This is a genomic window from Thioalkalivibrio sp. ALJ24 (assembly GCF_000377785.1).
In the GTDB taxonomy this organism is placed as follows: Bacteria; Pseudomonadota; Gammaproteobacteria; order Ectothiorhodospirales; family Ectothiorhodospiraceae; genus Thioalkalivibrio.
On sequence record NZ_KB898725.1, the window covers coordinates 136,536 to 163,534 of the forward strand.

Consider the following 26,999-nt stretch of genomic DNA (forward strand, 5'->3'; position numbering starts at 1 on the left):
TCAGTCGCCGTCCGCCGGCCGTTCGAGGGCCTCCACCTGGCGGCGCAGCAGCGCGACCAGATCGCGATTCATCGTGTCGCGCAGGTCCTCCTCGCGTTCCGAGCGGCTGAGCACGGCGGTCTCGTCGTAGACATAGGTGCGACTTGCCCGCAACGGCTCGAGATCCACCGCCTCGCCATCGGCCGGATGCAGCCGGACCTGCACGCGACGGACGAGTTCGTATTCACTGACCCGCGCCTGATCGGAGACCGACAGCGCGCGCCGCGAATCGTCCACCGAGCGGATCTCGAGGGTCACGCCCCGTTCCTCCGGCCGGCTGTCCACGACCTCCACCCCGGAGGCGCGCAGACCGCGGGCCAGTTCCTGATACAGCGAATCGCGGGGCTGCAGGCCACGGATCTCCACCGGGTCCAGCTGCGCCGGCCAGTCGCCGGCACCGCGCAGCTGGAACCCGCAAGCGGCCAGCGAGGCCGCCAGCACCAGCACCGCGAGCACCCGCGACAGGGCCGGAATCATTGCGGCTTGACCACGAAGTTCACCAGGCGGCCCGGGACCACGATCACCTTGACGACCGCCTGCCCCGCGATGTGTCGCTGCACGTTCTCGTCGCCGCGGGCCACCGCCTCGATCGCGTCGCGGTCGGCGCCGGCGGGCACCGCGATCTCGGCGCGGCGCTTGCCGTTCACCTGCACGGCCAGGGTCTCCTGTGCCGCCTGGCGCGCAGCCTCGTCGACCTGCGGCCAGGCGGTGGTCGCGACCGGCTCGTCATGGCCCAGCGCGCGCCAGAGGGTCTCGGTCACGTGCGGGATGATCGGTGCCAGCATGCGCACGACGCCCTCCAGCACCTCCTGACGTACCGCGATGGCGCCCTCGGCATCCTCCGGCAGGCGTCCGAGCTCGTTCAGCAGCTCCATGTTCGCCGCGACTGCGGTGTTGAAGGTCTGGCGCCGACCAATGTCGTCGGTGACCTTGGCGATGGTGTCGTGCAGCTTGCGCCGCAGTTCTGCGGCCGGATCGGACAGGTTTTCCGGATCCAGCGGCGCGGGGGCCGGGCCCTCGACATGCTCGCGCACCGCACGCCACAGACGGCGGATGAAGCGCTGCGCGCCTTCCACGCCGGAGTCGGACCATTCCAGCGACAGGTCCGGCGGCGCGGCGAACATGGTGAACAGCCGCGCGGTGTCGGCCCCGAAGCGCTCGATCAGCGCCTGCGGGTCCACGCCGTTGTTCTTCGACTTGGACATCTTCTCCATGCCGCCGATCGCCACCGGCTGCCCGTCCTCGCGGTGGCGCGCGGCCTTCACCGAGCCGTCCTCCGCGCGCTCCAGCTCGACATCGGCGGGGTTGATCCAGTCCTTCCCGCCATCACCGCGCTCGCGGTAGAAGGTGGGCGCCACCACCATGCCCTGGGTCAGCAGCCGGGTGAACGGCTCGTCCGAGGCCACCAGCCCTTCGTCGCGCAGCAGCTTGTGGAAGAAGCGCGCATACAGCAGATGCAGCACCGCGTGCTCGATGCCGCCGACGTACTGATCCACCGGCAGCCAGTGGTCGGCGCGCTCGTCCAGCATCGCCGTGTCGTTGTCGGCGCAGGCATAGCGCGCGAAGTACCAGCTGGACTCGAAGAAGGTATCGAAGGTGTCGGTCTCGCGCCGCGCCGGCTTGCCACATTCCGGGCAGGTCGCCTCGAAGAACTCCGGCATGCGCGCCAGCGGCGAACCGGCACCGTCCGGGATCACGTCCTCCGGCAGGCGCACCGGCAGGTCGGCTTCCGGCACCGGCACCGCGCCGCAGTCGTCGCAGTGGATCACCGGGATCGGGCAACCCCAGTAGCGCTGGCGCGAGATGCCCCAGTCGCGCAGGCGATAGTTGCGCCGGCGCCGGCCGAGCCCGGCCTGCTCCAGGTGTTCGGCGATCGCCGCCTTCGCGGCCTCCGAGTCCTGCCCGGTGAAGTCACCGGAGTTCACCAGCACGCCGGGCTCGGTGAAGGCCGCGGCCTGAACGTCGCACTCGGCGCCGTCGGCCGGGGCGATCACCTGGCGGATCGGCAGGCCGTACTGGCTGGCGAACTCGTGGTCGCGTTCGTCGTGTGCCGGCACCGCCATCACCGCGCCGGTGCCGTATTCCATCAGCACGAAGTTGGCGACCCACACCGGTATGTCTTCGCCGGTCAGCGGGTGGCGGGCGGTGAAGCCCAGCGCGCGGCCCTTCTTCTCCATCGTGGCGAGGTCCGCCTCGGCCACCCCGCCCTGGCCGCATTCCGCGACGAACGCGGCCAGTTCCGGATCGTTCTGCGCCAGCGCCTGCACCCGCGGGTGCTCCGGCGCGAGCGCCATGTAGCTGACCCCGAACAGGGTGTCCGGCCGGGTCGTGAACACGGTCAGCGGTTCGCCGCCCTCCACCGCGAACTCCAGCTCCACGCCCTCGGAACGCCCGATCCAGTTGCGCTGCATGGTGCGCACCTGGTCCGGCCAGCCGTCGAGGTCGTCCAGTGCTTCCAGCAGCTCGTCGGCGTAGTCGGTGATGCGCAGGAACCACTGCGGCATCTCGCGACGCTCCACCGGCGCGCCGGAGCGCCAGCCGCGGCCCTCGATGACCTGCTCGTTGGCGAGCACGGTCTGATCCACCGGGTCCCAGTTCACGGTCGCCTTCTTGCGATAGACCAGCCCCTTTTTCAGCAGGCGCACGAACAGCCACTGCTCCCAGCGGTAATAATCGGCATCGCAGGTCGCGAACTCGCGCGACCAGTCGTAGGCGAAGCCCAGGCGCTTGAGCTGGGTGCGCATCTGCTCGATGTTCTGGCGCGTCCATGTCGCCGGCGGCACATTGTTCTGCATCGCCGCATTCTCCGCCGGCAGGCCGAAGGCGTCCCAGCCCATCGGCTGCAGCACGCTCCTGCCCTGCATGCGCTGGAAGCGGGCGATCACGTCGCCGATGGTGTAGTTGCGCACATGTCCCATATGCAGCTTGCCCGACGGGTACGGGAACATCGACAGGCAGTAGAAGGGTTCTCCCGCGGCATCTTCCCGCGCCCGGAAACAGCCGGTCTCGTCCCAGCGACGCTGGACCTCGGTCTCCACCTGTTCCGGGGAATAGTGTTCCTGCATGCGTCTTACCTGCCAGGCTCAAACCAGTGAACCGCGCAGAATACCAGCCGCCCTTGCCCCCTTCCAGCACATCCGGCCGCACACCCCGGAGGACCGAAAGACACATTCATTGATTTTTCAGGAACTTGCAAAGACCCTCAGCGGTCACCTCAGACGCAAGGGTTCAACATCCGGATAGCCGAGGAAGGAGGTGATATCCATGAAATCGCTGCTGAATCGGACGTATCCGGAGAGCCTCGCGGAAGTCCGGGAGGCCCGGACGCTCGAAGATACCATGGCGCCGGTACGCGAAATCTCGCCGCGCCAGCCGCTGCAGTGGCTGGCGGCCGGCTGGTGCGACCTGTGGCAGGCTCCTGCCGCGTTGCTGCACGGCGTGTTCCTCGCCGTGATCGGGGCGGGGCTGGCCTGGGTCACGTGGTCGCAGCCCTGGGTCGGGTTTGTCGCCCTGACCGGGCTGTTCCTGATCGCCCCGGTGCTGGCCGTGGGGGTTAATCACATGGGCCACCTGCTGGACCGGCAGGAACCGGTCGGCCTGCGCAGCGGCTTCGGCTTCCATCGCGCGGTACGCGGACCGGTGTGGGGCTTTGCCGGGCTGCTGGCGGCGGTGTTCGTCACCTGGGCCAGCTTCGTCTGGCTGTGGATCGGCGTGCTCAATGTCGGCAACGCGAACCTGCTCGGACCGGCCCACGAAATGATACCGGCGCTGCTGTCCTCCGCCGCGGGCGTGGCCTCGCTGGCCGGCGTACTGGTGGCAGGTGCGGCCTTCGCACTGCTGGCATTCGCGCTGAGCCTGGTCACCATTCCCGCTCTGATGGATCGCCACGCCGGGCTGCTGGATGCGCTCGGTATCAGCCTGAAGGCCATCCGCCACAACTTCCGGCCCGTGCTGGTCTGGGGGGCCGCCATCACCGGGCTGGGACTGGTGTCGATCGCGACCGCATTCCTGGCCCTGACCGTGGTCTTCCCGTGGCTGGGCTTCGCGATGTGGCATGGCTATCGCGACCTGGTCGCGGCGCCCGCCGAACGGGCCCCGGCCACTTCGTAAGGCAGACGACGCCCGTCCGAACCATGCACCGGGGGCGTACACACGCCACCGTGTGTACGCCCCTTTTTGTGCTTGCGTACATCCAACCCTGTCGCTGCGAGATCTGCCGAATGGTTCCGCAAACCGGCGCCGCAAACTCACCTCCGGCTTTCTAAACTTCAAGACACATACCCGGAACGCATCGACCGATGCGAAGGAGGTGCAGCATGATCTCCCTGATCCAGCGCCGTTATCCGGACGACCTTTCCGAAATCCAGCCCCGCCACGGCTACGAGGAGGCCACGCCCGAAGTGCGCCGCATCGAGGCCGCCCGCCCGCTGCGCTGGCTGAGCGCCGGCTGGCACGACCTGCGGCGAGCCCCGGCCGGGCTGCTGCACGGCCTGATGGTCACCGCGGTCGGGGCCGTCATCATGGGGGTGCTCTGGTCCTGGCCGTGGGCCGGTGTCGCCGCCCTGACCGGCTTCCTCCTGGTCGGGCCTGTTCTGGCCAGCGGCCTCAACGGCCTCGCCCGGAGCATCGAACGCGGCGAGACCATCGGCCTGCGCTCGGGCTTCGGGGCACTGGAGGACGTCGGTGGTGCGATCTGGGCCTTCGCCGCCGTGCTGGCCTCGATCTTCCTCGCCTGGACCGCCTTCGTCTGGCTGTGGATGGGCGTACTCAACGTCGGCCACGCAGGTCTGCTGGGCCCGCTGCACGAGGCCCTTCCGGTCCTGCTGGGCAGCACCAGCGGACTGATCTCGCTGGCCGGTCTGGTCGTCGCCGGTGCGGCTCTCGCGGTCGTGGTTCTGGCGCTCTCGGTGGTCACGATCCCGACCCTGCTGGACCGCCGGACCGACCTGGCGACCGCAATGGGAACCAGCCTCAAGGCCCTGCGCACCAGCCCCGCCGCGACTCTGGTCTGGGCCGCCCTGATCACCGTGCTGTTCGGGGTATCGGTGGCCACCGCCCTGGTCGCGCTGATCGTGGTCTTCCCCTGGCTGGGCTACGCCATGTGGCACGCCTACCGCGACCTGGTCGAACCGCACTGACCCCCATCCCTCCGGGCGCTGCCTGATGCACCGCCCGGGGGCTTCCCCGCGCTGAGGTCGACCACGGGTGGGGACGGCGCAAACACCGCCCCCGCTCCTCATGCGCCACTCTTGCCACGACGCGGGGCGCTGGCGTGCTAACGTAACGTTGCGACCAGACACCGATGCACTGGAGGGAGCCCGATGAACGACGAGAGCCAGAAATCCGGGGACGAGCACGACCAGGAACGCGAATCACGCCTGAGCGATGCCTACCATCGCATGCTGCACGAGGTCACCGACGACCTCGAAAAACTGGAGGAGCGCACCGGCAAGGCCATCAACCAGGCCCTCGAGGGCGCTCGCGACCGGGTACACAATGCGACCGATCTGACGCGCGAAGAGGCCCACGAGGTAATGGAGTACCTGCGCCGTGACCTCCAGGACCTCGGCGCCTACATCGAGTCGCGCAGCGAGGACTGGCGCAGCTGGCTGCGGATCGACATCGGGCTGATCGAGGCCAGCATCATCAATGCCCTGGAGCGCATCGCGGATCGCACCCGGGTGGAGATCACCGAGCTGACGGCCCGCGCGCAGGTGATGGGCGAGTGGCACACCGGCGAGATCACCGGGCCGGGCGAGCTGGTCTGCAAGCACTGCGGCCACCCGCTGCACATGGAGAAGGTCGGGCGCATCCCACCATGCGCGCAGTGTCACCACACGGCTTTTCGCCGCGGACCGCCGCCGGAGGCGGACGCCGGCTGAGATCCGCGGTGCCGGGGCAGCCCGGGTCGAGTGAATCCGCGTCGAGCAAACCCGGGGCGGCGGTCAGTCCCGGTCTTCGGCACCGGCCCGCCGCCGACCGACCGCCGCGCCCAGCACCACCAGCACCAGTGCGGCCAGCACCGCGGGGCCCTCGCCCTTCGCCGCCGCCGGGGTAATGCCACTGCGGGGCTGGATCTCGCCATGCAGTGTCGTCGGCTCGAACAGTGGCGTGGCATCGATCAGGCGGCCGTCCGCATCGATCAGTGCGGATACCCCGGTGTTGGTCGCCCGCAGCATCGGACGTCCGGTCTCCACCGCCCGCACCCGCGCGATCTGCAGGTGCTGGGCCGGCGCCAGGCTGTCGCCGAACCAGGCATCGTTGGACACGTTAACCAGGAACCCGGCCTCCGGCAGCGCGGAACGGATGTGCCGGGCATAGGCCGACTCGTAGCAGATGCTCGCCCCGGCGGTGCGCCCCGCCAGCGTGATCCGCCCGCCATCCTCCCCCGGGGTCAGATCGGACATCGGGATCATCAGCAGCCGGTCGAGCCAGGCCAGCTGCTCGCGCAGCGGGATATACTCGCCGAACGGCACCAGCTGACGCTTGTGATAGGCCTCGCCGCCGGGATAGGTCAGGATCGCGTTATGGATATCCCCGTCGCGGTGACCGTCGAACAGCCCGGTCACCAGCTGCGCGTCCTCAGCCGGCAGCTCCGCGGCCACCTGTTCCAGCGCTCCGGCCACCTCGCCGGTCAGCGCGGGGATGGCGGTTTCCGGCCACACCACCAGATCCGCCGGCTCGGCCTGCGCGGTCAGCTCGCGATACACCTCCAGCGAGTGCCGGATGCCGTCCGGGGCCCATTTGCGCTCCTGCTCGATGTTGCCCTGCACCAGCGTCGCGCTGACCGGCTCGCCGTCGGGCTCGGTCCACTGCAACGGCAGCAGGGCCGCAGAGACCACCACCACGCCCGCCACCAGCCCCACGCCGATGCCGCGCGAACGCCGCCCGGCCGCCAGCACCAGCCCGGCGGCGATCAGCGCCACCATCAGGCTGGCCGCCAGCTCGCCACCCAGGGGCAGCCAGGACGCCAGCGGCGTCTCCAGCGTGGCATGGCCGAACAGCAGCCAGGGGAACCCGGAAAAAAGCCAGGAGCGCGCCAGTTCCAGCAGCACCAGCCCGCCCGCCAGCGCCAGGATGCCCTCCATCCGGTGCAGCGGCAGGAAGCGCGCGGCCAGCGCGCTCAACAAGGCCGGGTACAGCGCCATCACCAGCACGAAGGCCACGGTGATCACGCTGGCCACCAGCAGCGGGGCCTGGCCGAACACCAGCAGACTGTTGAAGATCCAGGACGTGCCGGCGCCGAAGAATCCCAGGCCGAACAGCCAGCCGAACCACGCGGCACGCCGTGGCCGCCCCTGCACCCGCACCAGCAGCCCGAACCACACCGCCAGCGCCAGCGGCGCGGCGGTGAACAGCCCCACCGGCGCGAATGCCAGCACCGCGAACGCCCCCGCGAGCAGGGCCAGCAGGCCACCGACCCAGCGGCCGCTCAGGTCGGGCAGCGGCAGTCCGCTCATCGCGGCGGCTCCTCCGGACCGCTTTCATCCCCGGGAGCGGACTCCGCGGGTGTCGACTCCACCAGCCGCATCTCCAGCAGGTGCAACCGGCGGTTGTCCGCCCGCAGCACGCGAAACTTCATCCCGTCCAGGGTCAGGGTCTCGCCGCGGTGCGGCACATGGGCAAAATGCGACAGCAGCAGCCCGCCCACGGTGTCGAAGGCATCCTCGTCGTAGGCGGTCTGAAAATAGGCGTTGAATTCGTCCAGCGGGGTCAGCGCCTTGATGGTGTAGCGCCCGCCGGGGTGCTGCATGATCTGGGTCAGATAGTCCTCGACGTCGTGCTCGTCCTCGATCTCGCCGACGATCTGTTCCAGCACGTCCTCGATCGTCACCAGGCCGGCCACCCCGCCGTACTCGTCGACCACGATGGCCATGTGATTGCGGCTCAGGCGGAATTCCTTCAGCAGCACGTTAAGGCGCTTGCTCTCGGGCACGAACACCGCCGGGCGCAGGATCTCCTGCATGTCGAAGGCCGCGTCGTCCGGATCCCCGAAGAAACGCAGCAGGTCCTTGGCCAGCAGGATACCCACGACCTCATCCCGATGATCGCCGACCACCGGCAGGCGGGAGTGCGCCGACGCCACCACGTCGGGCAGGAATTCCGACAGCGGGGCATCGCGGCGCACCACCTCCATCTGCGCGCGCGGGATCATGATGTCGCGCACCTGCATGTCGGCGACGTTGAGCACGCCCTCCAGCATGGTCAGCGCCTCGGGATCCAGCAGCTCGCGCCCGTGGGCCCCGCGCAGGGTCTCCACCAGCTCGCGCCGGCTGCGGGGTTCGCGCCGCAGCCGGCGCAGCAACGGTTCCAGCAGCCGCCGCCACCAGGGCAGTCGACCGAGGGCGGCGGTTTCGCTCTCAGACGCCATGAACGTCCCGCTCGCACTCGCGACTGGCGGCCGGGTCCGACGCCGCCGCCCGGTAGGGATCGGCGACCCCCAGCCGGGCCAGGACGCGGGTCTCCAGGGCCTCCATCACAGCCGCCTCGGTGGCGTCCTGATGGTCGAATCCCTGCAGATGCAGCATGCCGTGCACCACCATGTGGGTGTAGTGATCGCCCAGGCGCTTGCCCTGCTCCTCCGCCTCGCGCCGCAGGACCGGATCACACAGCACGATGTCACCGAGCCCGGCCGGGCCGTCGCCCGGCGGCAGCGGCATGTCCTCGGGAACGGGAAACGACAGCACGTTGGTCGCCCGGTCGCGACCGCGAAAGGCATGGTTCAGCGCGTGCCCCTCTTCGGCATCGACGATGCGCAGGGTCACGCCCGCCGCCCCCGTACCCCGCCAGGCCGCGCGGGCCGCCGCATGCAGACGCCGGGCCGCCGGCACCCCGGCGCGCGGCACCGCATACTGGACCGCCACCTCAAGCGTCATCGCCCGCATCCTCCTCGTGGGCATCGTAGGCCTGCACGATGCGCTGCACCAGCGGATGCCGCACCACGTCCTCGCCACGGAAGTGATGGATGCCCACGCCCTCCACGCCTTCGAGGATGCGGATCGCATGCCACAGTCCGGACTTCTGCCCGCGCGGCAGGTCCACCTGGGTCACGTCGCCGTTGACCACGGCGGTCGAGCCGAAGCCGATGCGGGTCAGGAACATCTTCATCTGCTCGACGGTGGTGTTCTGCGCCTCGTCGAGGATGATGAAGGCCTCGTTCAGGGTGCGCCCGCGCATGTACGCCAGCGGCGCGACCTCGATCACCTGGCGCTCCATCAGGCGCGCGGTCTGGTCGAACCCCATCAGCTCGTACAGGGCGTCGTACATCGGCCGCAGGTAGGGGTCGATCTTCTGTGCGAGGTCCCCGGGCAGGAAGCCCAGGCGCTCGCCCGCCTCCACCGCCGGGCGCACCAGCACCAGACGCTGCACGCGGTCCTGCTCCAGCGCGGCCACCGCCGCGGCCACCGCAAGAAAGGTCTTGCCGGTACCGGCCGGACCGATGCCGAAGGTCAGGTCGTTGCGGCCGATACCGGCGATATAGCGCGACTGGCGCGGACCGCGACCGCGAATCGCGGCACGCTTCAGTCGCAGCACGGGGTCGGGCCGATCGACGCCGCCCTCGTCGGTCAGGGAATCGACATGCGCCTCCTGCAGCGCGGTGTGGACCTGTTCCAGGGAGACCGGCTCCTCCTGCGCCATGCGGTGCAGGTCGTGGATCAGCGCGCCGGCGGCATCCACCGCTGCACTGGGGCCGGTCAGGTTGAAGCGCGGCCCGCGGTTGTGCACGGCCACGCCCAGACGGTTCTCGATCAGACGCAGGTGGGCGTCCAGCGGCCCGGACAGACGGGCCAGGGTCTCCTGGTCGCCCGGTTCCAGGGTGAAATCCAGTCGGTTTCCCATCGGCGGCTCAGGCGGTCACGGCGGCCGCCACGGGCTCGGTGACCCGGCGCCCGCGCAGGGAATGGGCCAGCGCCTCGGTGATCTCCACCGGCACCATCTGGCCGATCAGCGAGCGGTCGGCGGGAAAATTCACGATGCGGTTGTTGGCGGTACGCCCGGCCAGCTCGTCCGAATTGCGCTTCGCCGGGCCCTCCACCAGCACGGGCTCGACGCTGCCCACCATCGACTGATTGCGCTCGCGGCCGTGGCGCTCGATGACGGCCTGCAGCTCCGCCAGCCGTGCCTTCTTCACCGCCGTCGGCACGTCGTCCGGCAGGGAGGCCGCCGGCGTGCCCGGACGCGCGCTGTAGATGAAGCTGAAGGAAAAATCGAAGTGCAGCTCCTCGATCAGGTCCATGGTGGCCCGATGATCGGCGTCGGTCTCGCCGGGGAAACCGACAATGAAGTCCGACGACAGGTCCAGATCCGGCCGCGCCTCGCGCAGGCGACGGATCTTCGACTTGTACTCGAGGATGGTGTGGCCGCGCTTCATCTGCGCGAGGATCCGGTCGGAGCCGCTCTGCACCGGCAGATGCAGGTGGCTGACCAGCTTGGGTTCGTCGGCGAAGGCCTGGATCAGGGAGTCGGAAAACTCCACCGGGTGCGAGGTGGTGAAGCGGATGCGCTCGATCCCGTCCACCGCCGCCACGTAATGGATCAGCAGCGCGAGGTCGGCGGTGTCGCCATCCTCCATCGGACCGCGATAGGCGTTCACGTTCTGCCCCAGCAGATTGATCTCCTTCACCCCCTGCTCGGCCAGCGCCACCACCTCGGCGATCACGTCGTCGAACGGGCGCGAGATCTCGTCGCCGCGGGTATAGGGCACCACGCAGAACGAACAGTACTTGGAACAGCCCTCCATCACCGAGACGAAGGCCGTGGGGCCCTCGGCCTGCGGTTCGGGCAGGCGGTCGAACTTCTCGATCTCGGGGAACGAGATGTCCACCACCGGGGCCCGTGCCCGCTGCGCCTCGCGGATCATCTCCGGCAGGCGGTGCAGGGTCTGCGGGCCGAACACCAGATCCACGTACGGCGCGCGCTGACGCAGGGCCTCGCCCTCCTGGCTCGCCACGCAGCCACCGACCCCGATCACCATCCCCGGCCGGCGCTCCTTGATCGCACGCCAGCGGCCCAGCAGCGAGAAGACCTTTTCCTGAGCCTTTTCGCGGATCGAACAGGTGTTCAGCAGCAGGACATCGGCCTGCTCGGGGTCGTCGGTACGCTCCGCGCCGCCGTCCGCCCTCAGGGCGTCCAGCATGCGGTCGGAGTCGTACTCGTTCATCTGACAGCCGTGGGTCTGGATGTAGATCTTGCGGGTCATGCGGTCTTGGATCCCCTCAGAACGGTACGTCGTCATCGTCAAAGGCGCCCGGCCCGCCGGAGCCGGAGGACGGGGAGGACGAACCGCCCCCGAAGCCGTCGCCACCGCCGCCCGGGCCCGGATCATAACCACCGCCGTAACCGCCTCCGGCCGCACCGCCGCCACGACCGCCCAGCAGCTGCATGTCACTGGCGACGATCTCGGTGGTGTAGCGGTCCTGTCCGTCCTGCCCCTGCCACTTGCGGGTCTGGATGCGGCCTTCGATATACACCTGGGAGCCCTTGGTCAGGTACTGGGCGGCGATATCGGCCAGCCGGCCGAACATCACCACGCGATGCCATTCGGTATTCTCGCGCTTCTCGCCACTGTTCCTGTCGGTCCACTGTTCGGTGGTAGCCACGCGGAAGTTGGTGACGGTCGCCCCGCCGGGGGTCTCGCGCTTTTCCGGGTCGGCGCCAAGATTGCCGAGAATGATCGCCTTGTTGACTCCGCGGGCCATGGTAACTCCTTGTGTCGGGCACGACGTTGTAAAGAATGGAATAGTGTAGCAGCCGCCACAGGCAGAGACAGAACCCGCCCGCGTGATACGGGTCGCGTGTGCCGCGGACTGAGCCCGACCGCCCGGCTCAGTCCGCGGGCCCGCGTTCCATCACCGAACGCAGGACCTCGTCCCCGGGGCCGTCCGGACGCACGCGCAGGTAGAGCTCGCCGGCATCCGGCGACAGCGCCGCCTCCGCCACCCCGGGATGACCGCGCAGTTCTTCCAGCAGGCGCAGGGGGCTGCCCCGCCACACCTCGGGCACCGCGAACACCCGGGTCGCGCCGTATTCCGGAGCTGGCCCGCGGGCCAGCCACCACCAGACCAGCAATACCGGCAGAGTCGCAATCAGGACGGCCACGGGCCCGCCAAACCCGAGCAGCGCCCCGCCCAGGGCTCCGCCGGCGAAGATGCCGAGGAACTGCGCGGTGGCGAAGCCGCCCATCGCCGTGCCCTTGTGGGCCAGCGGAGCAGCGCGGGATACCATCGCCGGCAGGCCGGCCTCCAGCAGGTTGAAGGCCGCGAAGAAGGCCACCATCAGGAACGCCAGCACCCACACGCCACCGCCCTGATGAAATGCCAGGGCCAGACCGGCCTGGGTGATCAACAGGAGCACGATGGCCGCGCTCAGCACCCGGTGCATGCGGCGATGGCGCTCGCCGAGGATCACCGCCGGCAGCATCAGAGCAAACCCGGCGAGCAGCACCGGCACGTAGAAGGCCCAGTGTTCGGCCGGATCCAGCCCTGCCCCCGCGACCAGGAAGGGCGGCAGTACCAGGAAATTGGCGGCCAGCACCAGATGCAGGATGAAGATGCCGGCATTCAGCCGCGTCAGCGCCGGGGCCGCCAGCACCCGTGGCAGGGCGGTCCATTGCGGGGCCATGTCCGGATGCGGGCGACGACGGCCGGGGGACGGCACCCACCACCACAGGATCAGCACCGCCAGCACACCCAGCGCAGCGGCCACCAGAAAGATCCCGGAGAGACCGACGACCCGATCCAGCACCGGGCCGAGCGCCATGGAGGCGGTGAACGTCAGCCCGATGGTCAGGCCGATCACCGCCAGCGCCCGGGTCCGGCGCTCCTCGGACACCAGATCGGCCGTCAGCGCCAGTACGACCGCGGCCACCGCCCCGGCCCCCTGCAGGGCGCGCCCGAGGATGATGCCGTGGATGTCCTCGGCCAGCCCGGCAACCAGGCTGCCCAGCACGAACAGGCCGAGCCCCGCGGCGATCAGCGGCTTGCGTCCCAGCCGGTCCGAGACCAGCCCGAACGGGATCTGCAGCAGTGCCTGGGTCAGGCCGTAGATCCCCAGTGCCAGCCCGGCCAGCAGCGGGGTGGCCCCGGGGATCTGGTCCGCGTGCAGCATGAACACCGGCAGGATCAGGAACAGCCCGGCCATGCGCACGCCATAGATGGCCGCCAGTCCGGTGATGGCTCGCAACTCGCGGGCAGTCATGCGGTTAGGACTCCGGAAGGGTCTCGGCAACAAACTAAGGGGCCAGAAAGTCTACCAGAGGCCCCGCGACCCGGCGGACCACGGCCGGGTGTTACCATGGCCGGCTGGCAATCTTCCACCACACGTCCGGAGTACGCGTACCCCCATGATGCAGAACATCCAGATCCGTGGCGCACGCACCCACAACCTCAAGGACCTGCATATCGAACTCCCGCGCGAGCGGCTGATCGTGATTACCGGGGTATCGGGCTCGGGCAAATCCTCGCTGGCCTTCGACACGCTGTTCGCCGAGGGCCAGCGACGCTACGTGGAAAGCCTGTCGACCTACGCGCGCCAGTTCCTGTCGATGATGGAGAAACCCGACGTCGACCAGATCGACGGCCTGTCGCCGGCGATCTCGATCGAGCAGAAGAGCACCTCGCACAACCCGCGCTCCACGGTCGGCACCATCACCGAGATCTACGACTACCTGCGCCTGCTGTTCGCGCGCGCCGGAGAACCGCGCTGCCCGGAACACGGCGAGACCCTGGACGCGCAGACCATCTCGCAGATGGTCGATCAGGTCCTGGCGATGCGCGAAGGCGAGAAACTGATGCTGCTGGCGCCGGTCGTGCGCGGGCGCAAGGGCGAGCATCACAAGCTGCTCGAATCGATGCGCGCCCAGGGCTACCTGCGGGCACGTATCAACGGGGAGATCCACGAACTGGACGCGCTCCCGGAACTGGACCCCCGCCGCAAGCACGACATCGAGATCGTGATCGACCGTTTCCGCATCCGCGAGGACCTGCGCCAGCGCCTCGCCGAATCGTTCGAGACCGCCACCGAACTGGCCGACGGCCTCGCCCTGGTCGCGTGGATGGACGAACCGGAGCGCGAACCGATCACCTTCTCCGCGCGCTTCGCCTGCCCGGTCTGCGGCTACGCGCTGCGCGAACTGGAACCACGCCTGTTCTCCTTCAACAACCCGGCCGGGGCCTGCCCCACCTGTGACGGTCTGGGCGTGCGCCAGTTCTTCGATCCGGAACGGGTCGTCGGCCAGCCCGAGATCAGCCTCGCCGGCGGCGCAGTACGTGGCTGGGACCGGCGCAACGCCTGGTATTTCAGTCTGCTGACCAGCCTCGCACGCCACTATGGGTTCGATGTCGAAACCCCGTGGCAGGACCTGCCGGCCGAGGTGCGGGCCGTGATCCTGCATGGCTCCGGCAGCGAGGAGATCCCGCTCAGCACCCCGGCCGCCAACGGTCGCCTGCGCACCGATCACCGCGTCTTCGAAGGGATCATCCCCAACCTCGAGCGTCGCTATCGGGAGACCGATTCCGCGGCGGTGCGCGAGGAACTGGGCCGCTACCTCACCGAACAGCCCTGCCCGGACTGCGAAGGCAGCCGCCTGAACGCCGCCGCCCGGCACGTCTTCGTTCGCGGACACAACCTGCCGCAGGTGACCGGCATGAGCGTGGCCGGGGCGCAGGCCTTCTTCGACGAACTGGAGCTACCAGGGCGTTTCGCGCGCATCGCCGAGAAGATCGTCCGCGAGATCGCCGCACGCCTGGGGTTCCTGGTCGACGTTGGCCTGGACTACCTGACCCTGGACCGCTCGGCCGAAACCCTCTCCGGGGGCGAGGCCCAGCGCATCCGGCTGGCCTCGCAGATCGGATCCGCGCTGGTGGGGGTGATGTACATCCTGGACGAGCCCTCGATCGGCCTGCACCAGCGCGATAACGCCCGACTGCTCAATACCCTCGCCAGCCTGCGCGATCTCGGCAACACGGTGATCGTGGTCGAGCATGACGAGGACGCGATCCGCGAGGCCGACCACGTCCTCGACATCGGGCCCGGCGCCGGCCGTCACGGCGGCGAGGTGGTGGCCGCCGGGACGCCCGCCGAGATCGCCGACAGCGCGGACTCCCTGACCGGGGCCTATCTCTCCGGGCGGCGCGCGATCGCGATCCCCGAGCAGCGCCACCCGGCCGACCCCGAGCGCGTGATCCGGGTGTGCGGCGCACGCGGCAACAACCTGCGCGGCGGTGACTTCGAATTTCCTCTGGGCCTGTTCACCTGCGTCACCGGTGTATCGGGCTCGGGCAAGTCCACGCTGGTCAATGCCACCCTCTATCCGGCCGCCGCCAACGCCCTGCACCACGCCCGTCACGCAGTGGCCGAACACGAACGCATCGAGGGCCTCGACCGCATCGACAAGGTCGTGGATATCGACCAGAGCCCCATTGGCCGCACGCCACGCTCCAACCCGGCAACCTACACGGGTCTGTTCACGCCCATCCGCGAACTGTTCGCCGCCACCGAGGAGGCGCGTTCGCGCGGCTACAAGCCCGGCCGTTTCTCCTTCAACGTACGCGGCGGCCGTTGCGAGGCCTGCCAGGGCGACGGCGTGATCAAAGTGGAGATGCACTTCCTGCCGGACGTCTACGTCCCCTGCGATGTCTGCCGCGGCCAGCGCTACAACCGGGAGACCCTCGAGGTCCGTTACAAGGGCCGCAACATACACGAAGTCCTGGAGATGACCGTCGAAGAGGCACTGGACTTCTTCCAGCCCGTCCCGGTGATCCACCGCAAGCTGGAAATGCTGATGGAGGTGGGCCTCTCCTACATTCAGCTGGGACAGAACGCGACCACCCTGTCCGGCGGCGAAGCCCAGCGCATCAAGCTGGCGCGCGAGCTGTCCAAACGCGATACCGGCCGTACCCTCTACATCCTCGACGAACCGACCACCGGCCTGCATTTCGAGGACATCGCACAGCTCCTGCGAGTGCTCCACCGCCTGCGCGACCACGGCAATACCATCGTGGTCATCGAGCACAACCTGGACGTCATCAAGACGGCCGACTGGCTGGTCGACATCGGTCCGGAAGGCGGCAGTGGCGGCGGGGAATTACTGGTCGCAGGCACACCGGAAGAGGTGGCCGCCACGCCGGGCAGCCACACCGGCCGTTTCCTCGGCCCGATGCTCACCCCCTGGGAGCGCGCGACCGAAGCGGATTCCTCCGCCTGAAGCCGTTGCTCCCCTTTGGCAGTCCACCAGGCGCAATACAAAAAGGCCGGCCCCTCGCGGGACCGGCCCTCTTTTGAGCTCAGCAGCGCGGGAATCCCGCGCGGAGTGCCTCAGGCCGCCTCTTCGTCGTCCTCGGCCATCGGCCGGTCGACCAGCTCGACGTAGGCCATGGGCGCGTTATCACCCGCGCGGAAGCCACACTTGAGGATGCGCAGATAGCCCCCCGGGCGCTCCTGGTATCGCGGGCCGAGCTCGGTAAACAGCTTGCCCACCGTTTCCTTGTCGCGCAGCCGCGCAAACGCGACCCGCCGCGCATGGACGCTGTCTTCCTTCGACAGCGTGATCAGCGGTTCGGCGACCCGGCGCAGTTCCTTCGCCTTGGGCAGGGTCGTCTTGATCAGCTCGTGCCGGAACAGCGCGTTCGACAGCGCCTGCATCGTAGCCTTGCGGTGCGAACTGTTACGGCCAAGCTGGCGGCCGGAATGACGATGACGCATGGGAATATCCTCTGAGTTCTCTTGGCGTTAAGCCCGCCGTTTTACTCGTTCTCGTCGCGCAGACCCGGCGGCGGCCAGTTCTCCAGCCGCATCCCCAGGGACAGCCCGTGGGTCGCCAGCGTGTCCTTGATCTCGGTCAGCGATTTCTTGCCCAGGTTCGGGGCACGTAGCAGCTCGACTTCGGTGCGCTGCACCAGGTCACCGATGTAATACAGGTTCTCGGCCTTCAGGCAGTTGGCCGAGCGCACCGTCAGCTCCAGTTCATCCACCGGACGCAGCAGCACGGGATCCACCGCACTGGCGCCACCGGTGGCGGCCTCGGCCGCCTCTTCCTGCAGGTCGACAAACGGCGACAGCTGACGCTGCAGGATGGTCGCGGCCTGACGCACCGCATCATCCGGCGCAATCGCACCGTTGGTCTCGAGCTCCAGCACCAGGCGGTCCATGTCGGTCCGCTGCGCGAGACGCGCGCTTTCCACACGGTAGGCGACCCGCCGGATCGGGCTGAACGATGCGTCCAGCTGCAGCCGACCGATCCCGGTATCGTCACTCTCCCCGCCGGTCTGCCGCGCGGTCACCGGCTCGTACCCTTCGCCGGTGCGCGCGGTAAGCGTCATGTCCAGCTCGACGTCCTTGTTGATGGTCGCAATCACGTGCTCCGGATTGACAACCTCGACATCGTGGTCGACCTGGATGTCCCCGGCCGTGACGATGCAAGGGCCCTTCTTCTTGAGGCTCAGGGAGGACTCGTCCCGCGAATGCATCCGCAGAGCGACTCCCTTGAGGTTCAGCAGGATGTCAACGACATCCTCCTGCACGCCCTCGATGGAGGTGTACTCGTGCAGCACGCCCCCGATGCGCGCCTCCACGATCGCCGCGCCCGGGATCGAGGACAGCAGTACGCGCCGCAGAGCGTTCCCGAGGGTGTGCCCGAAACCGCGCTCCAGGGGCTCCAGAGCGACCCGCGATTGATTGCGCGCCTCGGACTCGACCTCGATCTGCTGCTTGTTGACCAGTTCGTTCGACTGCATTGCTGCTCCCGGCGAAAAGCCCGATGGCGGTTACTTCGAATAAAGCTCGACGACGAGCGATTCATTGATATCGGCGGGCAGGTCCGAACGGTCGGGCAGGGCCTTGAACGTCCCTTCGAACTTGCTGCTGTCGACCTCAACCCACTCAGGCAGACCGCTCTGTTCCGCCAGGGTCATGGAATCCTGAATCCGCACCTGCTTGCGCGCCTTCTCGCGAACACTCACGACGTCGGACGGCTGCACCTGATAGGCCGCGACGTTCACCACCCGGCCATTGACCAGGATCGCCCGGTGCGAAACCAGCTGACGCGCCTCCGCCCGCGTGGAGCCGAAGCCCATGCGGTACACCACGTTATCCAGCCGCCCTTCCAGCAGTTTCAGCAGGTTCTCACCGGTGGAGCCCTTGCGCTGCGCGGCCTTGTGATAGTAATTGCGGAACTGTTTTTCCTGGAGACCGTAGGTCCGGCGCAGCTTCTGCTTTTCGCGCAGCTGCACGGCGTAATCCGACAGGCGCGTACGGCGTTCACCATGCTGGCCCGGCGGCTGATCCAGCTTGCACTTCGTTTCGAGCGCGCGTGCGCGACTCTTGAGGCCAAGGTCCGCGCCTTCGCGACGGCTCAGCTTGCACTTCGGTCCGATGTAACGACCCATAATTCGACTCCAGCCTCAGACGCGCCGCTTCTTGGGCGGCCGGCAACCATTGTGCGGGATCGGCGTCACGTCACTGATGTTCGTGATCTTGAAACCCGCGTTGTTCAGCGCACGTACCGCAGACTCGCGACCCGGACCCGGCCCGCGCACCTCGACGTCCAGATTCTTCACCCCGTGTTCCGCCGCCGCAGTTCCGGCGCGCTCCGCCGCAACCTGCGCGGCAAACGGCGTCGACTTGCGCGAGCCGCGAAACCCGGATCCACCGGAGGTCGCCCAGCTGATGGCGTTCCCCTGGCGATCGGTAATGGTGATGATGGTGTTGTTGAACGTCGCATAGACATGCGCGACGCCCTCCGCGATATTCTTGCGGACCTTCTTCTTGGTCCGGGTCTGCGCTTGTGCCATTAACCTGTAATCCCAGTCGTGTTACTTGCGAATCGGACGGCGCGGGCCCTTGCGGGTGCGCGCGTTGGTCTGCGTCTGCTGCCCGCGCAGCGGAAGGCCGCGCCGGTGGCGCACGCCGCGATAGCAACCGAGGTCCATCAGCCGCTTGATGTTCATGCTGATCTCGCGCCGCAGATCCCCCTCGACGGGGAACTTGTCCACCTCTGAGCGCAGGCTGTCCACCTCGGCGTCGGTTAGATCCCGGACCTTCATGTCCGGACGCACCCCGGCGGCCTCACAGATCTGCCGGGCACGCGTAGGGCCGATGCCGTAGATCGACGTCAGGGCGATCACCGTGTGCTTCTGATCAGGAATGTTGATTCCAGCGACGCGAGCCATCCAACTTCTCCATCAAGATTCGGCAAAGCCGACTATAATATCAGCAATTCCGCCAGCGGCCAAGCTTCAGCCCTGACGCTGCTTGTGGCGGGCCTCGGTGCAGATGACCCGCACGGTCCCGTTGCGGCGCACGACCTTGCAGTTGCGGCAGATCGGCTTAACGGATGCACGTACCTTCATTTCAGTTCTCCTGGTCTACCGGATTCCGGTCCCGCCGAAACCCTTGAGATTCGCCTTTTTCATCAGCCCTTCGTACTGGTGCGACACCAGATGCGACTGCAGCTGCGCCATGAAGTCCATCACCACAATCACGATGATCAGCAGCGAAGTACCGCCGAAGTAGAACGGCACGTTCCAGTAGAGGATCAGGAACTCCGGCAGCAGGCATACCGCGGTGATGTACACCGCGCCCACGGCCGTCAGCCGGGTCATCACACCATCAATGTAGCGTTCCGTCTGCACCCCCGGACGGATCCCCGGGATGAACGCGCCCTGCTTCTTCAGGTTCTCGGCCGTGTCGCGCGAGTTGAACACCAGCGCGGTATAGAAGAAGCAGAAGAAGATGATGGCCGCAGCATAGAAACCCACATACAGCGGCTGTCCGGGCGCCAGCGTCGTCGACAGCTCGCGCAGCCAGTCCATACCTTCCGCCTGTCCGAACCACTGACCCAGGGTCGACGGGAACAGGATGATACTGGACGCGAAGATGGGTGGAATCACCCCCGCCATGTTCAGCTTGAGCGGGAGGTGGGACGACTGCCCCCCGACCATCTTCCGACCGACCTGGCGCTTCGCGTAATTGATGGTAATCCGTCTCTGCCCGCGCTCGACGAACACCACGAAGGCGGTCACCGCCAGTGCCAGGACCAGCAGGATCACCACGAACGCGGCGGCCAGCTCACCGGTGCGCGCCAGCTCCAGGGTTCCACCGATCGCGCCCGGCAGACCGGCGACGATCCCTGCAAAGATAATGATCGAGATGCCGTTCCCGATACCGCGTTCGGTAATCTGCTCGCCCAGCCACATCAGGAAAAGGGTCCCGGTCACCAGAGAAACGACCACGGTAAAAATGAAGATCGGGCCCGGGTTCAACGCCATGGGCATGCCCTGGATGGTCTGCCCGTTCAGCGCGATGCCGATCCCGATACTCTGGAACAGAGCGAGCACCACGGTGCCATACCGCGTGTACTGCGTGATCTTCCGGCGGCCCGCTTCCCCTTCCTTTTTCAGCTGCTGAAGAGACGGCACCACCGCAGCCAGAAGCTGCATGATGATGGCTGCCGAGATGTACGGCATCACGCCCAGCGCGAACACCGACAGTCGTTCCAGCGCCCCACCCGAGAACATGTTGAACATGTCCAGGATGGTGCCGCTCTGCTGATCGAAGAACTGCTGGACCGCCACCGGATTGATCCCCGGAACCGGAATGAACGTACCGATCCGGTAAACCACCAGCGCGCCCAGCACGAACAGCAGGCGCTTGCGCAACTCGGTGAAGCCGGTCAGTCCGCCTCCACCGCCTGAACGGGATGCCGGTCCACGCGCCATTCTCTTCAGACCTCGACGGAACCGCCGGCGGCTTCAATCGCCGCGCGCGCGCCCTTCGTGACCCGCACTCCACGCACGGTCACCGCGCCGGGCAGCTCGCCCGACGCAAAGATCTTCGCAGCCCGCGCCTCGGACGGAATCACGCCGGCCGCCTTGAGCGACTCCACCGTCACCTCACCGTCCACGCGCTTGAGCTCGCCCAGGCGGACTTCGGCCGTCTCCGCGCCGCGGCGCGACCGGAAGCCCACCTTGGGCAGCCGGCGCTGCAGCGGCATCTGGCCGCCTTCGAAGCCGGTCTTGGTGAACCCGCCGGAACGCGACTTCTGACCCTTGTGGCCGCGCCCTCCCGTCTTGCCGAGACCGGAGCCGATCCCGCGACCGACGCGCTTGGCCGCCTTGCGTGCCCCCTGCGGGCTGGCAATGTCGTTGAGTCGCATTTCAGACTTCCTCTACGTCCAGGAGATAGCGCACCTTCCGCACCATCCCGAGATTTTCGGGCGTCGCTTCGATGATCGCCGTGCTGTGCATGCGCCGAAGCCCGAGCCCGCGAACGGTTGCCTTGTGGCTCTCGATGCGATTGGCGGGGCTACGCACCAGTTTCACCTTGAGTTTGCTCATGATCAGCTCTTCACGTCTTCAACCGACTTGCCGCGCTTCGCAGCCACGCGCTCCGGCGAATTCACCATGGTCAGGCCATTGATGGTCGCCTGCACCACGTTGATCGGATTGCGCGAACCTACGCACTTGGCCAGCACGTTCTTCACCCCCGCGACTTCCAGGACGGCGCGCATCGCACCCCCGGCAATCACGCCGGTACCCTCAGAGGCAGGCTGCATGTAGACCTTCGCAGCGCCGTGGCGGCCGTTCACGGCATAGTGCAACGTCCCGTCCTGCAGAGCCACGTCCCGCATTTCCAGGCGCGCCTGCTGCATCGCCTTCTGGATCGCCTGCGGGACTTCGCGGGCCTTGCCGTAGCCAAAGCCGACTCGACCCTCGCCGTCGCCGACAACCGTCAGCGCGGCAAAACGGAACTGCCGGCCGCCCTTGACGACCTTCGCAACCCGATTCACGCCGATCAGCTTTTCCTGGAGCCCATCGGTGGCTTCACTCACATCATTTCGTGCCATTTTCTACTCCGCTGGGTCCGTCGTACTAGAACTGCAGCCCGCCCTCGCGGGCGGCGTCGGCGAGGGCCTTCACGCGGCCGTGATACCGGAAACCCGAGCGGTCGAAAGCGACCTCCTCGATGCCCGCGGCCTTTGCCCGTTCGGCAATCTTCTGCCCAACGCGTGCCGCCGCTTCAGCGTTACCGGTGTAGCCGCCCTCGCGCAGGTCTTTCTCCACCGTAGAAGCGGAGGCCACGACGCTGGCGCCGCCCGGCGCGATCAGCTGCGCATACATATGACGCGGGGTGCGATGGATGCAGAGCCGATGCACGGCCCGCTCGCGAATCTTGAACCGCGCCCGGCGCGCCCGCTTGATTCTGGCCTGTTTCTTGTCCACTGGTGCCTACCTACTTCTTCTTGGCTTCTTTGCGCTGGATACGCTCGTCCTTGTACTTCACACCCTTACCCTTATAGGGCTCGGGAGGACGCAGCGCACGAATATCGGCGGCCACCTGGCCGACGCTCTGACGGTCATGCCCCTGCACCACCAGTTCGGTGGGCGAACGCGCTTCGACGTTCACGCCCTCGGGTATCGCGAAATCGATCGGATGCGAGTAGCCCAGGGTCAGGTTCAGGTTGCGGCCCTGAACCTGCGCACGGTAACCGACACCCACCAGCTCGAGCACGATCTCGAAGCCCTGGCTGACGCCGTGCACATGGTTGCCGAGGAGAGACCGAATGGTCCCGGCCATGGCGTAGTTCTTCGCCTTCTCGCTGGGCTGAACGCGCACGGTGTTTCCGTCCACGGACACCTCCACCGTTTCGGGCACGGAAAGCGAGATCTCGCCCTTCGGGCCTTTGACGGTAATACTGTCGCCCTGCTGGTCGAGCGATACGCCCTGGGGCAGTTCCAGCGGCAGATTGGCAATGCGAGACATGGAATCGTCCTCAGTAGATCTTGCAGAGCACTTCGCCGCCCTGCCCGATTTCCCGGGCCGCACGGTCACTCATCACGCCACGCGGCGTGGAGATCACCGCGACGCCGAGGCCGGCGTTGATACGGGGCAGCTCGTTTTTCCCGCGGTAGATCCGCAGGCCCGGACGGGACACGCGCTGAACGGTCTCGATCACCGGACGGCCTTCGAAATACTTCAGCGTGGCGACGAGCACCTTGCGAGCACCATCGCCCTCGGTGCGATAGTCGGAAATGAAGCCCTCGTCCGCGAACACGCGCAGAACCGCTTCCTTGTTCTTGCTGTACGGGATCGACACCTGCTCCTTCTCGGCGCGCTGTGCATTGCGCAGCCGAGTCAGCATGTCGGCAATCGGATCGGTCATCATGGCGTGTTCTCCTTACCAGCTGGCCTTGCGCAGCCCCGGAATCTCGCCCTTCATGGCGTATTCGCGGAGCTTGTTCCGGCCCAGGCCGAAGCGGCGATAGTATCCCTTCGGGCGCCCGGTAACCGCACAGCGGTTCTTCTGGCGCACGGGGCTGGAGTCGCGCGGCAGCTTCTGCAGCGCGTTCATCGCAGCGAGGCGCTCTTCTCCCGAGCGATTCTCATCCACGAGGATCGCCTTGAGTTCCTGCCGCTTGGCGGCGTACTTCTTCGCCAGACGCTCGCGCTTACGCTCGCGCTGGATCATCGATACCTTGGCCATTCCTCTTACCTCGTTACTGCCGGAAGGGGAAGTTAAAGGCCTCCAGGAGAGCCCGAGCTTCCGCGTCCGTCTTGGCGCTGGTCGTAATCGTGATATCCATCCCCCGGAGGCGATCGACACGGTCGTAATCGATCTCCGGAAAGATGATCTGTTCCTTGATGCCGAGGGTATAGTTCCCGCGGCCGTCGAACGCCTTGGGGCTGAAGCCGCGGAAATCCCGGACACGCGGCAGCGCGATATTGATCAGGCGATCAAGAAATTCGTACATCTGCCGACGGCGCAGGGTGACCTTGCACCCGATCGGATAGCCGTCACGGATCTTGAAGCCGGCGATCGATTTACGCGCCCGCGTCACCACCGGCTTCTGACCGGCGATCGCGGTCATGTCGCTCACCGCATGCTCGATGATCTTCTTGTCCGCGACCGCATCGCCGAGCCCCATGTTCAGGGTGACCTTCGTCACCTGCGGAATCTGCATCACGTTGCCGTAACCGAACTGCTCCTGCAGGGCCGGCTTGATCCTGGACTCGTATTCTTCTTTCAAGCGTTCCATAAACCGTTATTCCTGCAGTTAGGCGTCCACGACCTCGTCGTTCGAGCGATACACCCGAACCTTACGGCCGTCTTCCAGGGTACGGATCCCGACGCGGTCACCCTTCGCGGTGGCCGGGTTATACAGCATGACGTTCGACGCGTGGATCGGCATCTCCTTTTCGATGATGCCGCCGCTGACGCCCTGCTGGGGATTCGGCTTCTGATGTTTCTTCGCCATGTTGATGTTCTGCACCACGACCTTGTCGTCCTGCACCTTGATCACCGTGCCACGCCGGCCCTTGTCCTTGCCGGCGATCACGACGACATCGTCACCTTTGCGAATCTTTTTCATGACGTCCTCAGAGCACTTCCGGCGCAAGAGAGATGATCTTCATGTACTTCTCTCCACGCAGTTCACGGGTCACCGGGCCGAAGATACGGGTCCCGACCGGCTGGTACTGATTGTTCAACAGCACTGCCGCATTGCGATCGAACCGGATCACGGAACCGTCGGGGCGGCGCACGCCGGACGCGGTACGCACCACGACCGCGTTGTAGACGTCACCCTTCTTAACCTTGCCCCGCGGGATCGCGTCCTTCACGGAGACCTTGATCACGTCGCCAATGCGCGCGTAGCGCCGGTGCGATCCGCCCAGGACCTTGATGCACTGCATGCGGCGGGCGCCCGAATTGTCGGCGGCTTCAAGGACGGTCTGCATCTGAATCATGGATGTTCTCCCGGGATCCGGTTCACAGCGCGTCGCGCCCGACCACTTCGATCAGGGCAAAGCGCTTCTGTTTCGACATGGGCCGGCACTCCCGGACCCGCACGCGATCGCCTTCTTTCGACACGTTGTCCTCGTCGTGGACGCGGAGCTTGGTCGACCGGCGGATGTACTTGCCATACAGCGGATGCCGAACCCGGCGTTCCACCACAACCGTGCGGGTCTTGTCCATCTTGTCGCTGACCACCCGACCCACCACGGAGCGCTGGGTTTTCGTCGTTTCCTGGTTCATCTCGTTAACCCGCCGTTCTGCGTTCGTTCATCAGCGTCTTGATCCGGGCGATATCCCGGCGTACCGCCTTCATGCGATCCGGGCGCGAGAGCTGCCCGATGGCCTGCTGCATCCGCAGGCCGAACTGTTCCTTGTACAGGCCTTCAAGCTCGTCCTTGAGTTCCTGATCGGACTTGTTCCTCAGTTCGGACGCTTTCATCACATCACCTGCCGACGCGTAAACACGGTCTTCACGGGGAGCTTCGCGGCAGCGAGCCGGAAGGCCTCGCGCGCGACGTCCTCGTTGACCCCTTCCATTTCATACAGGACGCGGCCCGGCTGCACCTTGCAGACCCAGTACTCCACGCCACCCTTGCCCTTGCCCATACGCACTTCCAGGGGCTTGCTCGTCACCGGAACGTCCGGGAACACCCGAATCCAGATCTTCCCGCCGCGCTTGATGTGACGGACCATCGCGCGTCGCGCCGACTCGATCTGGCGCGCCGTGATCCGGCCACGCTCGACGGCCTGCAGGCCATATTCGCCGAAGCTGACCTTGGCGCCCACCGACGCCATGCCGCGATTCCGGCCCTTGAACTGCTTTCTGAACTTGGTTCTCTTAGGCTGCAACATGGCTTGTGTCCTAGCTCGCGTTGGCGGCGGCGCGGCTGCCTTCGGTTGGCTCCAGGCTGAAAACCTCGCCCTTGAAGATCCAGACCTTCACGCCGATGATCCCGTAGGTCGTGCGCGCCTCGGCGAATCCGTAATCGATGTCCGCACGCAGGGTGTGCAGCGGTACGCGGCCTTCGCGATACCACTCGGAGCGCGCGATCTCGGCACCGTTCAGACGACCCGAGACGTGTACCTTGATGCCCTCCGCGCCGAGACGGACCGCATTGCCGACCGCTCGCTTCATCGCCCGGCGGAACATGATGCGGCGTTCGAGCTGCTGGGCAATGCCTTCCGCGACCAGCTGGGCCTCGATCTCCGGCTTGCGGACCTCTTCGATGTTGATCTTTACGGAACCCTGGTCCAGACCGGTCTCGCGTGAGACCTCGCGCCGCAGCTTCTCGATGTCCTCGCCCTTCTTGCCGATCACGATGCCCGGACGCGCGGTCTGGATCGTGATATGGGCCGCCTTCGCCGGACGCTCGATGATTACCCGGCTGACCGAAGCGTGCGAAAGCCGCTTGAGGAGGAATTCGCGCAGCTGGATGTCGTTGTTCAGCGTATCGCCAAAGTCTTCGCCATCGGCGTACCAGGTTGCGGACCACGGGCGCGAGATGCCGAGGCGAATACCGGTCGGATGTACCTTGTTACCCATGTTTACTTCGCCCCCTTCTCGCTCACACCCACGATCACGTGGCTGGTGCGCTTCATGATTCGATTGCCGCGACCCTTGGCCCGCGCCTGCATACGCTTGAGCACGGGGCCTTCATCTACCTGAATGCGCGACACGCGCAATTCATCAATGTCGGCGCCGTCGTTGTTCTCGGCATTGGCAATCGCCGATTCGAGAACCTTCTTGACGATGGCGGCCGGCTTCTTGCGGCTGAAGGTCAGCTCGTTAAGGGCCTTTTCCACGGGCATACCGCGGACCTGGTCGGCCACCAGACGGGCCTTCTGCGGCGACATGCGCGCGAACCGGAGTTTTGCGATCGTTTCCATCAATCCGTCCTCAGCGCGATTTCTTGTTGGCGATGTGACCCTTGAAGGTCCGCGTCGCAGCGAATTCGCCCAGCTTGTGCCCGACCATGTTCTCGTTCACGAGCACCGGGACATGCTGCCTCCCGTTGTGCACCGCGATGGTCAGCCCGACCATCTGCGGGATGATCATGGAACGCCGGGACCAGGTCTTGATCGGACGACGATCGTTCTTTTCCGCCGCCGCCTCGACCTTCTGGCGGAGGTGATGGTCAACGAACGGACCCTTTTTCAGTGAACGCGGCAT

The 26,999-nt window shown here is 66.8% G+C and carries 36 protein-coding genes; 4 read left to right on the forward strand and 32 right to left on the reverse strand.

The genetic code is table 11. From position 1 onward, the window contains the following. On the reverse strand, positions 1 to 516 hold the full coding sequence (lptE, locus tag D571_RS0102845) for an LPS assembly lipoprotein LptE (protein ID WP_018935167.1): 516 nt from the start codon (positions 514 to 516) through the stop codon (positions 1 to 3). Then, positions 513 to 3,104, reverse strand: a complete 2,592-nt coding sequence (gene leuS, locus D571_RS0102850; RefSeq protein WP_018935168.1) for a leucine--tRNA ligase — start codon at positions 3,102 to 3,104, stop codon at positions 513 to 515. The genes lptE and leuS overlap by 4 nt, the downstream gene beginning before the upstream one ends. A 199-nt stretch (positions 3,105 to 3,303) precedes the next feature. On the opposite strand from leuS, the gene D571_RS0102855 reads away from it, so the two are divergent. The 3 genes from D571_RS0102855 to D571_RS0102865 all read left to right on the forward strand — a co-directional run bounded on the left by D571_RS0102855 (position 3,304) and on the right by D571_RS0102865 (position 5,921). Beyond that, the gene (locus tag D571_RS0102855; protein WP_018935169.1) at positions 3,304 to 4,149 is read left to right on the forward strand and encodes a DUF2189 domain-containing protein; all 846 of its coding nucleotides are present in this window, start codon (positions 3,304 to 3,306) and stop codon (positions 4,147 to 4,149) included. Between the two features lie 206 nt (positions 4,150 to 4,355). Continuing rightward, complete coding sequence (locus D571_RS0102860; protein WP_018935170.1) at positions 4,356 to 5,177, forward strand: DUF2189 domain-containing protein; 822 nt, start codon at positions 4,356 to 4,358, stop codon at positions 5,175 to 5,177. Positions 5,178 to 5,360: 183 nt separating this feature from the next. Then, positions 5,361 to 5,921, forward strand: coding sequence for a zinc ribbon-containing protein (locus D571_RS0102865; RefSeq protein ID WP_018935171.1), 561 nt, complete (start codon positions 5,361 to 5,363; stop codon positions 5,919 to 5,921). A gap of 63 nt (positions 5,922 to 5,984) precedes the next feature. Here the strand turns inward: D571_RS0102865 and lnt are convergent, their stop codons facing one another. From lnt to D571_RS0102900, 7 genes are all read right to left on the reverse strand, one after another. Next, complete coding sequence (gene lnt / locus D571_RS0102870) at positions 5,985 to 7,499, reverse strand: apolipoprotein N-acyltransferase (RefSeq protein WP_018935172.1); 1,515 nt, start codon at positions 7,497 to 7,499, stop codon at positions 5,985 to 5,987. After that, positions 7,496 to 8,410: an HlyC/CorC family transporter gene (locus D571_RS0102875; protein ID WP_018935173.1), complete on the reverse strand. Its 915-nt coding sequence runs from the start codon at positions 8,408 to 8,410 to the stop codon at positions 7,496 to 7,498. The genes lnt and D571_RS0102875 overlap by 4 nt, the downstream gene beginning before the upstream one ends. Next, positions 8,400 to 8,915: an rRNA maturation RNase YbeY gene (gene ybeY / locus D571_RS0102880; RefSeq protein ID WP_026287535.1), complete on the reverse strand. Its 516-nt coding sequence runs from the start codon at positions 8,913 to 8,915 to the stop codon at positions 8,400 to 8,402. Before ybeY ends, D571_RS0102875 begins: the two co-directional genes overlap by 11 nt. After that, the gene (locus D571_RS0102885) at positions 8,905 to 9,879 is read right to left on the reverse strand and encodes a PhoH family protein (RefSeq protein ID WP_018935175.1); all 975 of its coding nucleotides are present in this window, start codon (positions 9,877 to 9,879) and stop codon (positions 8,905 to 8,907) included. Before D571_RS0102885 ends, ybeY begins: the two co-directional genes overlap by 11 nt. 7 nt (positions 9,880 to 9,886) lie before the next feature. Next, on the reverse strand, positions 9,887 to 11,239 hold the full coding sequence (gene miaB, locus D571_RS0102890; RefSeq protein ID WP_018935176.1) for a tRNA (N6-isopentenyl adenosine(37)-C2)-methylthiotransferase MiaB: 1,353 nt from the start codon (positions 11,237 to 11,239) through the stop codon (positions 9,887 to 9,889). Positions 11,240 to 11,255: 16 nt separating this feature from the next. Continuing rightward, positions 11,256 to 11,738, reverse strand: coding sequence for a single-stranded DNA-binding protein (gene ssb / locus D571_RS0102895; protein ID WP_018935177.1), 483 nt, complete (start codon positions 11,736 to 11,738; stop codon positions 11,256 to 11,258). 127 nt (positions 11,739 to 11,865) lie between these two features. Next, positions 11,866 to 13,236 carry an MFS transporter gene (locus D571_RS0102900; RefSeq protein ID WP_018935178.1) on the reverse strand — a complete coding sequence of 457 codons (1,371 nt, stop codon included), beginning with the start codon at positions 13,234 to 13,236 and terminating at the stop codon, positions 11,866 to 11,868. A gap of 148 nt (positions 13,237 to 13,384) precedes the next feature. Between D571_RS0102900 and uvrA the strand changes: the two genes are divergently transcribed. After that, on the forward strand, positions 13,385 to 16,243 hold the full coding sequence (uvrA, locus tag D571_RS0102905; protein WP_026287536.1) for an excinuclease ABC subunit UvrA: 2,859 nt from the start codon (positions 13,385 to 13,387) through the stop codon (positions 16,241 to 16,243). Positions 16,244 to 16,353: 110 nt separating this feature from the next. Here uvrA and rplQ read toward each other — a convergent pair whose 3' ends face one another. From rplQ to rpsS, 23 genes are all read right to left on the reverse strand, one after another. Beyond that, the gene (gene rplQ / locus D571_RS0102910; RefSeq protein WP_026287537.1) at positions 16,354 to 16,740 is read right to left on the reverse strand and encodes a 50S ribosomal protein L17; all 387 of its coding nucleotides are present in this window, start codon (positions 16,738 to 16,740) and stop codon (positions 16,354 to 16,356) included. Between the two features lie 41 nt (positions 16,741 to 16,781). Beyond that, the gene (gene rpoA / locus D571_RS0102915; RefSeq protein ID WP_018935181.1) at positions 16,782 to 17,771 is read right to left on the reverse strand and encodes a DNA-directed RNA polymerase subunit alpha; all 990 of its coding nucleotides are present in this window, start codon (positions 17,769 to 17,771) and stop codon (positions 16,782 to 16,784) included. 30 nt (positions 17,772 to 17,801) lie between these two features. Continuing rightward, positions 17,802 to 18,422 (reverse strand): 30S ribosomal protein S4, encoded by a 621-nt coding sequence (rpsD, locus tag D571_RS0102920; protein ID WP_018935182.1) that lies wholly within the window; start codon positions 18,420 to 18,422, stop codon positions 17,802 to 17,804. Positions 18,423 to 18,437: 15 nt separating this feature from the next. Beyond that, positions 18,438 to 18,827, reverse strand: a complete 390-nt coding sequence (gene rpsK / locus D571_RS0102925) for a 30S ribosomal protein S11 (protein WP_018935183.1) — start codon at positions 18,825 to 18,827, stop codon at positions 18,438 to 18,440. A 21-nt stretch (positions 18,828 to 18,848) separates the two neighbouring features. Continuing rightward, positions 18,849 to 19,205 (reverse strand): 30S ribosomal protein S13, encoded by a 357-nt coding sequence (gene rpsM / locus D571_RS0102930; RefSeq protein WP_018935184.1) that lies wholly within the window; start codon positions 19,203 to 19,205, stop codon positions 18,849 to 18,851. Between the two features lie 66 nt (positions 19,206 to 19,271). Then, positions 19,272 to 19,385 (reverse strand): 50S ribosomal protein L36, encoded by a 114-nt coding sequence (rpmJ, locus tag D571_RS0102935; protein ID WP_018935185.1) that lies wholly within the window; start codon positions 19,383 to 19,385, stop codon positions 19,272 to 19,274. Positions 19,386 to 19,400: 15 nt separating this feature from the next. Continuing rightward, complete coding sequence (gene secY, locus D571_RS0102940) at positions 19,401 to 20,753, reverse strand: preprotein translocase subunit SecY (RefSeq protein WP_018935186.1); 1,353 nt, start codon at positions 20,751 to 20,753, stop codon at positions 19,401 to 19,403. 5 nt (positions 20,754 to 20,758) lie between these two features. Then, on the reverse strand, positions 20,759 to 21,190 hold the full coding sequence (gene rplO / locus D571_RS0102945; protein WP_018935187.1) for a 50S ribosomal protein L15: 432 nt from the start codon (positions 21,188 to 21,190) through the stop codon (positions 20,759 to 20,761). Position 21,191: 1 nt separating this feature from the next. Next, positions 21,192 to 21,371 (reverse strand): 50S ribosomal protein L30, encoded by a 180-nt coding sequence (rpmD, locus tag D571_RS0102950; protein ID WP_018935188.1) that lies wholly within the window; start codon positions 21,369 to 21,371, stop codon positions 21,192 to 21,194. Between the two features lie 2 nt (positions 21,372 to 21,373). Beyond that, complete coding sequence (rpsE, locus tag D571_RS0102955; protein WP_018935189.1) at positions 21,374 to 21,880, reverse strand: 30S ribosomal protein S5; 507 nt, start codon at positions 21,878 to 21,880, stop codon at positions 21,374 to 21,376. Positions 21,881 to 21,905: 25 nt separating this feature from the next. After that, positions 21,906 to 22,256, reverse strand: a complete 351-nt coding sequence (gene rplR / locus D571_RS0102960; RefSeq protein ID WP_018935190.1) for a 50S ribosomal protein L18 — start codon at positions 22,254 to 22,256, stop codon at positions 21,906 to 21,908. Between the two features lie 10 nt (positions 22,257 to 22,266). Then, positions 22,267 to 22,797, reverse strand: coding sequence for a 50S ribosomal protein L6 (rplF, locus tag D571_RS0102965; protein ID WP_018935191.1), 531 nt, complete (start codon positions 22,795 to 22,797; stop codon positions 22,267 to 22,269). A gap of 10 nt (positions 22,798 to 22,807) precedes the next feature. Beyond that, positions 22,808 to 23,200 (reverse strand): 30S ribosomal protein S8, encoded by a 393-nt coding sequence (gene rpsH, locus D571_RS0102970; protein ID WP_018935192.1) that lies wholly within the window; start codon positions 23,198 to 23,200, stop codon positions 22,808 to 22,810. Positions 23,201 to 23,212: 12 nt separating this feature from the next. Further along, entirely contained in the window at positions 23,213 to 23,518 is a 306-nt protein-coding gene (gene rpsN, locus D571_RS0102975) for a 30S ribosomal protein S14 (RefSeq protein WP_018935193.1), read from the reverse strand. A gap of 13 nt (positions 23,519 to 23,531) precedes the next feature. Further along, on the reverse strand, positions 23,532 to 24,071 hold the full coding sequence (gene rplE / locus D571_RS0102980) for a 50S ribosomal protein L5 (protein ID WP_018935194.1): 540 nt from the start codon (positions 24,069 to 24,071) through the stop codon (positions 23,532 to 23,534). Positions 24,072 to 24,089: 18 nt separating this feature from the next. Beyond that, positions 24,090 to 24,404: a 50S ribosomal protein L24 gene (gene rplX / locus D571_RS0102985; RefSeq protein ID WP_018935195.1), complete on the reverse strand. Its 315-nt coding sequence runs from the start codon at positions 24,402 to 24,404 to the stop codon at positions 24,090 to 24,092. A gap of 7 nt (positions 24,405 to 24,411) precedes the next feature. After that, entirely contained in the window at positions 24,412 to 24,780 is a 369-nt protein-coding gene (gene rplN, locus D571_RS0102990; RefSeq protein WP_018935196.1) for a 50S ribosomal protein L14, read from the reverse strand. 22 nt (positions 24,781 to 24,802) lie between these two features. Then, entirely contained in the window at positions 24,803 to 25,069 is a 267-nt protein-coding gene (gene rpsQ, locus D571_RS0102995; RefSeq protein ID WP_018935197.1) for a 30S ribosomal protein S17, read from the reverse strand. A gap of 4 nt (positions 25,070 to 25,073) precedes the next feature. Then, positions 25,074 to 25,268, reverse strand: coding sequence for a 50S ribosomal protein L29 (gene rpmC / locus D571_RS0103000; protein WP_018935198.1), 195 nt, complete (start codon positions 25,266 to 25,268; stop codon positions 25,074 to 25,076). Then, positions 25,268 to 25,681, reverse strand: coding sequence for a 50S ribosomal protein L16 (gene rplP / locus D571_RS0103005; protein ID WP_018935199.1), 414 nt, complete (start codon positions 25,679 to 25,681; stop codon positions 25,268 to 25,270). Before rplP ends, rpmC begins: the two co-directional genes overlap by 1 nt. Before the next feature lie 10 nt (positions 25,682 to 25,691). Continuing rightward, positions 25,692 to 26,372 (reverse strand): 30S ribosomal protein S3, encoded by a 681-nt coding sequence (gene rpsC / locus D571_RS0103010; RefSeq protein WP_018935200.1) that lies wholly within the window; start codon positions 26,370 to 26,372, stop codon positions 25,692 to 25,694. A gap of 2 nt (positions 26,373 to 26,374) precedes the next feature. Then, positions 26,375 to 26,716, reverse strand: a complete 342-nt coding sequence (gene rplV / locus D571_RS0103015) for a 50S ribosomal protein L22 (protein WP_018935201.1) — start codon at positions 26,714 to 26,716, stop codon at positions 26,375 to 26,377. Positions 26,717 to 26,726: 10 nt separating this feature from the next. After that, the gene (gene rpsS, locus D571_RS0103020) at positions 26,727 to 26,999 is read right to left on the reverse strand and encodes a 30S ribosomal protein S19 (protein ID WP_018935202.1); all 273 of its coding nucleotides are present in this window, start codon (positions 26,997 to 26,999) and stop codon (positions 26,727 to 26,729) included.